Origin of the sequence: Acinetobacter sp. NEB 394, from assembly GCF_013374795.1 — a bacterium.
Taxonomy (GTDB): Bacteria; Pseudomonadota; Gammaproteobacteria; order Pseudomonadales; family Moraxellaceae; genus Acinetobacter; species Acinetobacter johnsonii.
Genome location: NZ_CP055277.1, coordinates 2,067,284 through 2,079,653 on the forward strand (window position 1 = coordinate 2,067,284; position 12,370 = coordinate 2,079,653).

Sequence of the window (12,370 nt, forward strand, 5' to 3'; positions counted from 1 at the left end):
AATGGTCAGCTTTGGTTCTCATGTGGATTTTTCCATCCCACATATCAAAATTCGTAACTTAAACAAGCACTATGCGGTACAAGGGAATCGTGTGCATGCACTCAAAAATATTGACCTCGACATCCCGACAGGGAAAGTGTTTGGCATTATTGGCAAAAGTGGTGCAGGTAAATCTTCCCTACTCCGCACCTTAAATGGTTTAGAACGTATTAGTGAAGGTCATATCCATATTCATCAACAAGACTTGGCAACATTAAGCCATACTGAGCTGATTCAGCTCCGCCAACGCATTGGTATGATTTTCCAGCATTTCAATTTAATGTCTGCCAAAACAGTCTATGAAAATGTCGCACTGCCCCTCAAAGTGGCCAATTATCCCAAACAAGACATCGAACAACGTGTCAACGAGGTTTTACAGTTGGTCGGGCTGAGTGATAAGGCACAGCATTACCCATCACAACTGTCTGGCGGCCAAAAGCAGCGTGTCGGCATTGCTCGTGCATTGGTCCACCATCCTGAAATTTTACTCTGTGATGAAGCGACATCTGCACTTGATCCAGAAAGCACCTCTGTGGTGTTGTCGCTACTCAAAGAGATTAATCACAAACTGGGTATTACCATTGTATTGATTACCCATGAAATGCAAGTGATTCGGGAAATCTGCGATCAGGTCGTGGTCATCGATGCTGGTGAAATTGTGGAATCAGGCGAAGTTTGGTCGGTGTTCTCTCAACCCCAGCAAGGCATTACCCAAGAACTACTGAATCTAGAACAACTCGATTTGCCTTTTCGCTTAAATGCTGAACCTACGCAGCTCGATACACATGCCATTTTCAAAATTAGCTCGACGTCAGATGCGCATCATCCCCCTGACTTAAAACAGATTTTGGAGCACTTTCCACAAACTGTGCATTTATATCAAAGTCAGGTCGACACCATCCAAAACCATTTAATTGGAACATTGGTTATTGCTGTTCCTATACAGGACTTAGAAATTCAATCACTACTACAAAAACTAAAAGCGCATGTGACACATGTAGAGGTACTGGGCTATGCACGACCAACTCATTGATTTATTACTGACAGGCACCATTGAACCGTACCGGGTTTGTCGGAGACTTTTTATTTAAGTTAGGCCACCTGACCTAACTGGTTAATTTTATCATAGTACATTGCTTCAAAATCAAAAGGTGATACATAATCTAGCGCACTATGTACACGTTCTTTATTGAACCAATCCACCCAGTTTAGTGTCGCAAGTTGTACATCCGCTAAACCTTGCCAATCTGCTTTTAAATATTCAATCACCTCTGTTTTGTATAAGCCATTCACCGTTTCAGCCAAAGCATTATCGTATGAGTCACCCGTTGTACCGACTGATGCTCGTAAATTTGCTGCTTCTAAACGATTGGTATAGCGAATGGAAAGATATTGAACACCTCTATCGGAATGATGAATCACATTCTTTGGCATGCCTCGATCGTGCAATGCTTGCTCAAGTGCATCGAGTACCATATCTGTATTCATCCGTGTAGATACTTTCCATCCAACAATTGCTCGTGAGAACACATCAATAATAAAGGCGGTATAGACCCAGCCTGAATGAGTTTGAATATACGTAAAGTCACCCACCCATAGTTGGTTTGGATGATCAGCATTAAAATTACGTTTCACTAAATCATCTGCCCGTTTTTGGTCATCTCGGCTACGGGTGGTTTTTTTGTTCTTACCACGCCAAACACCTTGTATACCTAGCTTTTGCATTAATCGAGCAACAGTACAGCGCGCAATAATATAGCCTTCACGTTTCAGTTTTTGCCAGACTTTACGTACACCATACCGACCTGAACTTTCCTTCCAAATTCGTTTAATTTGTTCAGCATGATGCTCATCATGTAGATCTCGTTTCGCTCGATGTTCTGGATTGTCAGCGAGATCTAAAGTCCGGTAATAGGTTGAAGCTGCAATCGGTAAAATTCTACAAATCGCTTCAACACCATATCGATCTTTATTGTTATGGATAAAATCCACCATTATTTGTGTGGGCGGTCGAGCTCCGCCTGGGCGAAAAAAGCGGCTGCTTTACGTAGAATTTCATTGGCACGCTTTAATTCTTTAATTTCACGTTCCATTTGCCTCATTTTTTCTTGATCAGATATCTGTTGTACTTTAATAGGATTTTGCTGATCTAAATGCTTTTGATGCCAGGCACGAAGTGTTTCAGGAGTACAACCAATCTTAGGCGCAATAGCGGTGATCGCAGCCCAATTCGATGGATAATCTTTCTCGGATTCAATCAATAATTGAACCGCTCTTTCTCTGATTTCAGGGGTATATTTTAATTTTGTCATCGGGGTAGTCTCTCAGAATATTGACTCTCCGACAAACCCGGTACGGTTCAAACTGTCGTGGACTGGCATTCTTCAATCGTTCAAGAAGTGGAACGTCTAGCCTTGAACATCGATGCTAACCAATTTACATTAGACTGGCGAGCAGGCTATCGACCTGCAATGGATCAGGTTTTGTCAGGTCAGCAGCCGTGGACCTCCATTGATGATATTCACCATCTCATTTTGGATGAGCTTTTAGTGAAATATCAAATATCTACACTGTCCGAAGCACAAAAGAATGATTTAAACTATATTTGGCATCGTCTCAACCCTTGGCCAGATACAGTCGCTGCACTCAATCAATTAAAACAAGATTATATTATTTGCACCCTTTCAAATGGCAACATTCGCTTATTGGTCGATCTGGCAAAGTACGCAAAATTGCCTTGGGACACTATTTTCTCTGCTGAAAATTTCAAAGCCTACAAACCCTCTCCCCAAACCTATTTAGGTGTCGCAGACTTACTCAATGTTGCACCGAGTCAAGTGATGATGGTGGCCACCCATCAAGATGACCTTGATGCAGCACGTGGCTGTGGACTACAGACAGCTTATATTGAACGCCCCTTTGAATATGGTGCAGCTCAATTGAAAGACTCAAGCCAGTGTATAGACAATGATCTACATGCAACTGACCTTTTAAATCTGGTTTCTTTATTAAAAGAAAAGGCTTAAAAGACTCGTACATAGGGCTTAAATGAGGAAGTTCTGCCCACAACATGATTTACAACTTTGATTCTTCGTCCCTGAGACCTGACTTTGTCATGGCTTTCATGTAAAATCACTGACAATTTTTATATAACACGTTGTGAGTTATTTCATGGGTTTTAATTGCGGTATTGTCGGCTTGCCGAACGTTGGTAAATCTACACTTTTCAATGCATTGACTAAAGCTGCTATTGCTGCTGAAAACTTCCCATTCTGTACCATTGAACCAAACACAGGCATCGTTCCTGTGCCAGATCCACGTTTAGACAAATTAACAGCGATTGTAAAACCTCAACGTGTCATTCCAACAACGATGGAATTTGTAGACATCGCAGGTTTAGTTGCTGGTGCATCTAAAGGTGAAGGCTTGGGAAATCAATTCCTTGCAAACATCCGTGAAACGGATGCGATTGCTCACGTTGTACGTTGTTTTGAAGATGAAAACGTCATTCACGTTAACGGTAAAATTGACCCGCTTGATGACATCGCAACCATCAACACGGAACTTGCGCTTGCTGACCTAGAAACTGTGACAAAAGCAGTGACTCGTTTAGCAAAATCTGCAAAAGGTGGCGACAAAGAAGCACTTGCAACCAAAGCGGTTTTAGACAAAATTTTACCTTTACTTGATGAAGGCAAACCTGCTCGTGCAGCTGACCTAGATGACGACGAACGTAAATTGGTTCGCGGTTTTGGCTTAATGACTTTAAAACCAACCATGTATATTGCAAACGTTGCAGAAGATGGTTTTGAAAACAACCCGCATTTAGATGCTGTGAAAAAACTTGCAGCTGAAGAAAATGCAATCGTAGTTCCGCTTTGCAACCAAATCGAAGCTGAAATTTCACTGCTTGAAGACGAAGACCGTGCTGAGTTCCTTGAAGCTTTAGGCATGGAAGAGCCGGGCCTAAACGTGGTAATTCGCGCAGGCTACGGTCTTTTAGGTTTACAGACTTACTTCACAGCGGGTGTACAAGAAGTTCGTGCTTGGACCGTTAAAGTGGGTGCAACTGCACCACAAGCGGCGGGGGTGATCCACACTGACTTCGAAAAAGGCTTTATCCGTGCTGAATGTGTTGCTTATAACGACTTCGTTCAATACAACGGTGAAGCAGGCGCGAAAGAAGCAGGTAAATGGCGTTTAGAAGGTAAAACATACATCGTTCAAGACGGTGATGTTCTACACTTCCGCTTTAACGTATAAGTCGTTCCGAATATAAAAAACCCGATACCCATCGGGTTTTTTTATAAGCTTAAACCAAGCTTAAAAACAGCATTAAATAACATATGAATACCTGATCCGTTTGGATCTCACACAATATTATAACTTCTATTCTTTCGTATTATCGCTAATTTAATCACAGGCACTAATGCCTTCATTGAACAAACGAAAATGAAAAAGATCAGCACATTTATTGCAGCAGGTTTATTCACAACGCTTAGCGCTACAGCATTTGCATGCCCACAAGGAACAACACTGTCGGGTGGTACAGGTGCAAATCATAAAGGCGGTAAGTGTGTCGCAACCATGAACGTGACGAAACATGATCAGGCAATGAAACAAGACAAAACAACCAAACACGATCAAACCATGAAGCAAGATAAAATGGTGAAACATGATTCAATGAAAGCCAATGAAATGGCCAATAAATCCCATAAAGATGCTCATGCTCCAAACCCGAATACACAGAAAGCTCAACCAGATACACATAAAGTCGCGAAGACATATTAAAACAGCATAAAAAAAGCCAGTGAAATTCACTGGCTTTTTTATCGATAAAATAATTCAGTTAATGTGATGTCACAGAGACATGCTTGTTATCCATTGCAGCACGCTGTTTGCGCGCTTCATCTAACATGCGTTGTTCGATGTCTTTTCTAAAGCCAAGCATAAACACCATTTCCGACAAAACAAATAATGGACCGATGGCTAGGCCAATCACATCATCCATAAAGGCCGGTTTTTTCTTCTCATAGAAATGCCCGACAAACTGGAACGCCCAGCCAACGACAAAAATACCAATACTGAGACCTAACCAAAGTCCCAAATCAAACTGTGCAATTTTATAAGCCAATGGATAAGCCATGGCATAGATCACTAACATGATCACACCAAAAATTCGATCTAAGCTCAGGTAGTAAACAATACTCGCTAAGATCAAAACCATTGCCAAGGTAAGTTCAAAACTGCCAATAGTCATGCCAGCTCTTGCGGTTAAGCACATAATTGAAAAAACAATCAGCGGAATACCCACAAAGTGGGTCACGATATTTTTATGATCAAGATGATAAGCTGCATACTGACTTAATAATTTTTCTAATTTACTCATACTGTATTTCCTTATTGCATGATATTGATCACGATATAGAATAACTTTAAAGGAAAACAGCACATCAAGTTGTCGTCGACCTGACAAGTTGCTCGATCAATCACGAAAGGACGCGGAATGCTGGAAGTTCAACATCAACAACAATTACTCAATAACAATTGGTTTGCCAAACTACCACAAGCCTATCAACAGTATATTGTGCAACATGCCAAATATATTAACGTTGCAAAAGACCAAGCTGTTTTTCGCTCAGGAGATTTATTTGATGGTATCTATGCAGTCTTGAACGGCGCAATTCGTTTAGGTCATGTCGACATCGAAGGTAAAGAAGCAGTTGCAGCAATTGCTGAACCGATTATGTGGTTTGGAGAAATTTCGTTAATAGATCAGCAACCGCGTTCGCACGATGCGATTGCTATACAAAAAAGTACCCTGCTCCATCTACCTAAACGCGATGTTGAGGCGTTTATCCAAGCCACCCCAGAATTTTGGTTTCATATTGCACAGCTTGCTTCACAGAAGTTACGTCTCGCCTTTTTAGAACTGATCGCAATCCAAAGTCAAAATATCAGTCAACGACTGGCTCAACGCTTACTGTTTATTTTAAGTGGTTATGGCAACCATTTGTCGATTACCAATGATGAAATCCATTTGTCACAGGAGCAACTGGCTCAAATGCTGATGTGTTCACGCCAAACGATTAACCAAGAACTTCAAAACTTAGAAAAACAAGGAATACTGGCAATTGCGTTTAAAAAGATTAAGATTTTAGATCCTGCAATGCTGCATAAAATGGCACATAGCTCAGAATAGACAATCAAGTGTGCGTCTTAAGAGCGCAGCTCACATAGAAGGACTGTATAAAAATATGGCTACACGGTCTAACGTCTTGGCTATTTATCTCCCCGGCTTGAAACTGCTGTCACCGTGTTTGACAGTCAGTCAATGTAAAAAACGCAACAACTAATTTTTTTAAATTAACCCTTAAAATTCGCCTCAACTCCTATATTTTATTGTATAGGAATATTTACTATTTTTATTATGTTATTAAAGCTGTAACCATAAAAAAGCGAGTTTTAAAAACTCGCTTTTAATCATGCTATATCGGTCTTAGACACCTACTTTTTTAGGGTCTGTATTGCCTAAACTTGGATTATCAATTGCGCCCCGACATTGTGCTTTATCACGCTCATAATCGCTCTGTTTCTGTGCAACACTCGAAGAACCGTCTAAGGTCTCACGTGCCCACACTTCTAAGCTGGTCAAGGCTTTACGACACAGTGCGTATTTTCCTTCGGTCACCGAGTCTGTCATTTTGACATTAATACGCCAGTCCGTACTGAGTTTACGTGCAGGATGACGGACTTTAGCTTCAATCTGATCCAGTTGCTTGTTATAGACCAAGCCATCTACTTCATTGATAAACACCCAAGCACGCTGGGCATATTCCGTCGCGTCATTGGTAATTTTTGGCGCAGCCTTAATTTCTACTTTTTGTTCAGGAGCTTGCTCTGACTGCCCACAAGCTTGCAAAAGTAAACTGCTTACAATGATTGCAGTCAGCCCTAAAGTACGTAATTCGAGCTTCAACATGGTTAAACGCCTCAACAAACAATTGGGCACTATGCTAGTGAATTCAGTTACAATACACAATCAATTTTGACCCATTGATAAAGTCTTCTTCAAGGTGTGTTGTGTCCGAACTTAATCCCACTCCTGCACAAGCTGCTGGCTTTTGGCAAGGGGCTAAGGATAGCCAAGCGATTATCTTTACCTATCTACCTGTTTCTTTTGCCTTTGGTGTATCTGCAACCCAGTTTGGCTTTAGTGCATGGGAAGCTTTATTTTTATCCTGCTCAATGTATGCAGGGGCCAGTCAGTTTTTAGTGGTTGCCCTATTGGGTAGTGGCACGTCTATTTGGATGACTGCTCTCACTGTGATTGCCTTAGATATTCGTCACTTACTCTATGGCCCTGCACTACAAAACTTAATTCAAGATAAATTGAACCTAAAGACAACTGCAATTTGGTCATGGGGACTAACCGACGAAGTCTTTGCCTCAGGCATGATTAAACTGTCGCAGCGTCGCCAAGAGTGGTCTGAGTCTTGGATGCTCGGTTTAAGTCTGTTTAGTTGGCTCGCATGGGCTACAGGTTCTTTTCTAGGTGGAATGTTTGCAGACCAAGTCAGTCATTTACCTCAGTTTTTACAAGCCGCTCTAGACTTTCTATTACCTGCACTGTTCTTAAGTTTCTTATTGGCAGCTTTTGAAAAGAAACACACTTTTGTGGTGGCTGTGACCATTCTTGTATCTGCCATTGCCTGCTATTTTATTGACTTATCTGCTGCGATTTTTATTGGTATCAGTTCGGGTATATTTGCAGGTTTGTTTAAACACTATGTACTGAAAAAACCAGACCCTGAACATATGGGAGATCAAGCATGAATATCGAAATTATCTTGGTCGGCATTGTAGTGGGTATTGCAAATTTTGCTTCACGCTTTGGCCCATTCTTCGTCATTCAAAAGTTCCAACAAGGTTCACAAAAGCGCGGTGCTTTATGGTTAAAGATTGCATTGGGTTCGATTGGTATTGCGGCGATCAGTTCAATGCTCGTGGTTGCGACTTTGCCACCACTGTTAGATACACCCAATAAAAGTTTTGCCATGTTGGTCGGCTTCATTGTATTAGCTGGGCTTTATTTCAAGTTTAAGCAAATTGTCCCCGCTACACTCACCGCAGCGCTTAGCTATGGCTTAGTTTATACCTATATTCCTATGCCTTTTTAACCCATATCTTGCATCCATCAAAACTTGAAGCGCTCAGCTGTGCAAGTCATTTCCAGCTTGATTGGAAAAATTTATTTTGCATCCTTTGCATGAAAATTTGACTTTGGAATGCACAGCTTTATAAAAAAAATTGTTGGACAATATCATTAATTTATGTGAATGAACCCTGAACACCATTCAGAGTTCTGCTATGCTAAAAGCCCATAAAATCAAGCATGGATGATTTACATGAGCGTTACTATTGGTACTCCACTTCAGCCTTCAGCATTTAAAGTCCTGCTATTGGGTTCTGGAGAGCTTGGGAAAGAAGTTGTGATTTCTTTACAACGTTTAGGTGTAGAAGTTCATGCTGCTGACCGTTACGATCATGCTCCTGCAATGCAAGTGGCACACTATGCCTATACCTTAAATATGGCAGATGCGACTGCGCTTAAACAACTCATTCAGGACGTTAAGCCGAATTTAATTGTTCCCGAAATTGAAGCCATTGGAACGCAAGTATTGATTGAAATCGAACAAGATAATATTGCAACAGTCATTCCCTCTGCAAAAGCGGTCAATTTAACCATGAACCGTGAAGGCATCCGTCGTTTAGCTGCGGAAGAACTGGGCTTACCGACATCGGCTTACCGTTTTGCAGATACTTTAGAATCTTTCCGTGCTGCATGTGATGACATTGGTTATCCAAACTTTGTTAAACCAGTCATGTCCTCTTCTGGCAAAGGCCAATCCCGCGTAAAAGAGTTTTCAGAAGTAGATGCTGCGTGGGAATATGCGCAAACAGGTGGTCGTGTAAATCAAGGGACAGTCATTGTAGAATCTCAAATTGATTTTGATTTTGAAATTACGCTATTAACAGTACGTTCAAAAAACCCAGAAACAGGTGAAATTGAAACTTCGTACTGCGACCCAATTGGTCACCGCCAAGACGCGGGCGACTATGTGGAAAGCTGGCAGCCTCAAGCCATGACACCAGCAGCCCTTGACGAAGCAAAGCGTATTGCCAATAAAGTCACCATCGCATTGGGTGGCTGTGGTATTTTCGGTGTAGAACTCTTTGTCAAAGGCGATAAAGTGTGGTTTAGTGAAGTATCACCACGCCCACATGACACAGGTCTTGTGACGCTTGCCTCTCAGTTCCAAAGTGAATTTGAACTACATGCACGTGCGATTTTGGGTCTGCCTGTCAATACAGCACGTCATAGCGTTGCTGCGAGTGCCGTGATCTATGCAGGCGTAGATGATAATAACTTATCTTTTTCTGGCTTAAATCTTGCTTTGGCAAACCCAAATACTGATTTGCGCATTTTTGGAAAACCAGAAGGCTTTACACGTCGCCGTATGGGCGTTGCGACAGCACGTGCTGAAACAACTGACCAAGCGCGTGAACTAGCAGTACAAGCTGCTGGACTGGTTAGCGTTCATCAAAATTAAGCGTTGTTAAAATATACGGATACGGTTCATGATCAATACTTCTCCACTGCTTAACTATGTCAGCAGCAATCACGACATCAAAGCGATTAATCAATGGCGTAGTGATGTCGAAAATCAATTACAAGAAAGTTTTGATCATGGCCAATCCATCCGCGATGTCATTTTAACGCGTTCAAATATGACCGATGAAGCGCTTATTTTCCTATGGAAATATGCAAAACTCGATCAGACAGACTTAAGTTTATTTGCTGTCGGTGGTTACGGTCGCCGAGAGATGCTACCTTACTCAGATGTAGACATCATGATCTTGTCTGAGGTTGAGTTTAGCGAAGAACAAGAAAAACTCATTTCTGTCTTAATTTCCTCACTTTGGGATGTCGGCAATTTCAAGCCCGGCATTAGTGTACGTACCATTGCCAACTGTGTTGAACAAGCAACCTCTGACTTAACTGTTGCCACCGCCCTCATCGAATCTCGTTTAATTACAGGCAATGAACACTTAGCCAAATGGCCGCGACGCATTGTTTCGCAAACATGGACAGACAAAACCTTCTATGATGCAAAAATGGAAGAACAGGCTAAGCGTTATGCACAGCATAACTTTACGGAAAGTAATCTAGAGCCCGATATTAAAAATGCGCCGGGTGGTATTCGGGACATTAACCAAATTGGTTGGATTGCTAAACGTCATTTCCGCGTCAACCGTATTTATGACTTGGTGCATTTAGGCTTCATTTCGGAGTTTGAGTTAGGTGTATTAGAAGAAGCCGAAAGCTTCCTCTGGGAAATTCGTCATCACCTACACCGCCTCACTAAACGTGATGAAAACCGTTTACTGTTCGACTATCAACGTGACATTGCCGCAAAGTTTGGCTATGTGCGTGAAGAAGGTAAATCACCGAATTACCCAATTGAACAATTCATGAAACGTTATTATCGAAGCGCTCAACAAGTCACCACGCTGAATGAAATGCTGTTGGCTTATTTCAATGAATCTGTGATTACCCCACGCCTACCGAACTATGAGCGTAACATTGAAGAAATCAATGAAAATTTTAAACTAGTCGACGGCAAACTAGCGGTTCAACACCATAAGATTTTCTCTGAAAACCCAAGTGCTATTTTAGAAATTTTCTATATATTGGCCAATCGACCTGAAATTACAGGCATTCGCGCGCGTACGCTACGTTTGTTAATTTTGGCGGCTAAACGCATTGACCAAAAATATAGAGATAATCCAGCGCATCAAGCCCTCTTTATGGCCATCATTCGCTCACCTCATCGTTTATATGAAACCATGGTGGCAATGAAACGTTATGGCGTTTTGGGTAACTATATTCCTGCGTTTGGGCAGATTATGGGGTTGATGCAGTATGATTTGTTCCATATCTATACCGTGGATGCACATACCTTACTGCTACTGCGCAACTTAAACCGTTTCAAAGAACCTGAGTTTGCCAAAGACTTCCCTGTCGTGAGTTCGGTGTTCCAACGTCTAGCACGTCGGGACATTGTCTATTTGGCTGCCATTTTCCATGATATCGCTAAAGGCCGCGGTGGTGACCACAGTGAGCTAGGTGCAACCGATGCGATTGAATTCTGTCGTAGTCATGGTTTTACTGAACGTGAATGCAACCTTGTCGCATGGCTCATTCAAAACCATTTGCTCATGTCTGTCACTTCTCAAAAGAAAGATATTTCTGACCCCGATGTGGTTAAAGCGTTTGCTGAGAAAATGGGCGATATGGAACATCTCGACTATCTATATACGTTGACTGTTTCAGATATCAATGCAACCAATCCTTCACTTTGGAATACGTGGCGTGCTTCTCTCATGCGTCAGCTCTATACCCATGCACGTGACGTGATTCGCTCAGGTTTAGGCCGTCCTGTGGACTATCAAATGCTCATCGAGGACACCAAGTTTTCTGCCAGCGAACAACTGGTCGAAGAGTTTGCACTAGATGATGTCGAAAAAGTCTGGCAAGAACTGGGGGATGAATATTTCCTCAAAGAATCTGCCGATGAAATTGCTTGGCACACACGTGCTATTTTACAGCACGGTGACAACCCTGAACCGCTTGTTTTGATGCGTGCACAGCGTAAATTTGCTCAAGATGCAGTACAAATCTTTATTTATACCCAAGATCAGCCCAATCTGTTTGCAACAACGGTTGCTATTCTCGATCGTATGAATTTGGACGTACAAGATGCACGTATTATTACCGCGACCAAAGCATTTAGCTTAGACACTTATGTCGTTCTTGACCGTTTTGGTACGCTGCTAACCGACCCTGAACGTGAAGCAAAAGTGCTATCAGCATTAAAAGATGCCTTAGCCAATTCAGATAAATACCCTGGGCTCATGCAACGTCGCATCCCACGTCAGCTACGCCATTTCGACATTGAAAACACCGTTGATATTACGCTGAATGAAGCACTGCAACAAAACATGGTCGAAATTGCAACACTTGACCATCCCGGCTTACTTGCCAAAGTAGGCGGGTTGTTTATGATGCAAGGTCTAGATATTCACTCTGCTAAAATTGCCACCCTAGGTGAGCGTGCCGAAGATATTTTCTTTGTCACCAAAAAAGATGGTCAACCCATGACCGAAACCGAAGCTGAAACTTTTGCTGCACAACTAAAATCAGCCTTAGATGAAGCCTCTAGTCAGGTCTGTGGTCAACATTAACAATACACACTGGTATTTTGTT

The 12,370-nt window shown here is 42.0% G+C and carries 12 protein-coding genes and 1 other annotated feature; of the genes, 9 read left to right on the forward strand and 3 right to left on the reverse strand.

Annotated features, from left to right (window positions below; translation table 11 throughout):
• Position 1: 1 nt before the first annotated feature.
• Positions 2–1,072, forward strand: a complete 1,071-nt coding sequence (locus HUK62_RS09840) for an ATP-binding cassette domain-containing protein (protein ID WP_176537749.1) — start codon at positions 2–4, stop codon at positions 1,070–1,072.
• Positions 1,073–1,131: 59 nt separating this feature from the next.
• Here HUK62_RS09840 and HUK62_RS09845 read toward each other — a convergent pair.
• Positions 1,132–2,351 (reverse strand): IS3 family transposase gene (locus HUK62_RS09845; protein WP_176537750.1). Its coding sequence is split into 2 segments (ribosomal slippage): positions 1,132–2,075 and positions 2,075–2,351, totalling 1,221 coding nucleotides; the frame shifts between segments, so codons are not numbered across the junction.
• Positions 1,960–2,076: a sequence feature (AL1L pseudoknot), on the reverse strand. It overlaps the preceding gene by 117 nt.
• A 57-nt stretch (positions 2,352–2,408) precedes the next feature.
• Here HUK62_RS09845 and HUK62_RS09850 point away from each other — a divergent pair.
• From HUK62_RS09850 to HUK62_RS09860, 3 genes are all read left to right on the forward strand, one after another.
• Positions 2,409–3,065, forward strand: coding sequence for a haloacid dehalogenase type II (locus HUK62_RS09850; RefSeq protein ID WP_176537751.1), 657 nt, complete (start codon positions 2,409–2,411; stop codon positions 3,063–3,065).
• 145 nt (positions 3,066–3,210) lie between these two features.
• Positions 3,211–4,302, forward strand: coding sequence for a redox-regulated ATPase YchF (gene ychF, locus HUK62_RS09855; RefSeq protein WP_004693442.1), 1,092 nt, complete (start codon positions 3,211–3,213; stop codon positions 4,300–4,302).
• A 189-nt stretch (positions 4,303–4,491) separates the two neighbouring features.
• The gene (locus tag HUK62_RS09860; RefSeq protein WP_176537752.1) at positions 4,492–4,830 is read left to right on the forward strand and encodes a hypothetical protein; all 339 of its coding nucleotides are present in this window, start codon (positions 4,492–4,494) and stop codon (positions 4,828–4,830) included.
• A gap of 58 nt (positions 4,831–4,888) precedes the next feature.
• On the opposite strand, the gene HUK62_RS09865 is transcribed toward HUK62_RS09860, so the two are convergent.
• Positions 4,889–5,428: an Mpo1-like protein gene (locus HUK62_RS09865; RefSeq protein ID WP_176537753.1), complete on the reverse strand. Its 540-nt coding sequence runs from the start codon at positions 5,426–5,428 to the stop codon at positions 4,889–4,891.
• A 117-nt stretch (positions 5,429–5,545) separates the two neighbouring features.
• On the opposite strand from HUK62_RS09865, the gene HUK62_RS09870 reads away from it, so the two are divergent.
• On the forward strand, positions 5,546–6,241 hold the full coding sequence (locus HUK62_RS09870; RefSeq protein ID WP_078426510.1) for a Crp/Fnr family transcriptional regulator: 696 nt from the start codon (positions 5,546–5,548) through the stop codon (positions 6,239–6,241).
• Between the two features lie 297 nt (positions 6,242–6,538).
• On the opposite strand, the gene HUK62_RS09875 is transcribed toward HUK62_RS09870, so the two are convergent.
• On the reverse strand, positions 6,539–7,021 hold the full coding sequence (locus HUK62_RS09875; protein WP_004693449.1) for a hypothetical protein: 483 nt from the start codon (positions 7,019–7,021) through the stop codon (positions 6,539–6,541).
• A gap of 101 nt (positions 7,022–7,122) precedes the next feature.
• Here HUK62_RS09875 and HUK62_RS09880 point away from each other — a divergent pair, with 101 nt between their 5' ends.
• The 4 genes from HUK62_RS09880 (at position 7,123) to glnD (ending at position 12,348) form a co-directional block, all read left to right on the forward strand.
• Positions 7,123–7,875 carry an AzlC family ABC transporter permease gene (locus tag HUK62_RS09880; RefSeq protein WP_176537754.1) on the forward strand — a complete coding sequence of 251 codons (753 nt, stop codon included), beginning with the start codon at positions 7,123–7,125 and terminating at the stop codon, positions 7,873–7,875.
• On the forward strand, positions 7,872–8,219 hold the full coding sequence (ygaH, locus tag HUK62_RS09885) for an L-valine transporter subunit YgaH (protein ID WP_004980107.1): 348 nt from the start codon (positions 7,872–7,874) through the stop codon (positions 8,217–8,219). The genes HUK62_RS09880 and ygaH overlap by 4 nt, the downstream gene beginning before the upstream one ends.
• A gap of 219 nt (positions 8,220–8,438) precedes the next feature.
• Complete coding sequence (gene purT, locus HUK62_RS09890; RefSeq protein WP_176537755.1) at positions 8,439–9,653, forward strand: formate-dependent phosphoribosylglycinamide formyltransferase; 1,215 nt, start codon at positions 8,439–8,441, stop codon at positions 9,651–9,653.
• 28 nt (positions 9,654–9,681) lie between these two features.
• On the forward strand, positions 9,682–12,348 hold the full coding sequence (glnD, locus tag HUK62_RS09895; protein ID WP_176537756.1) for a [protein-PII] uridylyltransferase: 2,667 nt from the start codon (positions 9,682–9,684) through the stop codon (positions 12,346–12,348).
• Positions 12,349–12,370: the final 22 nt, after the last annotated feature.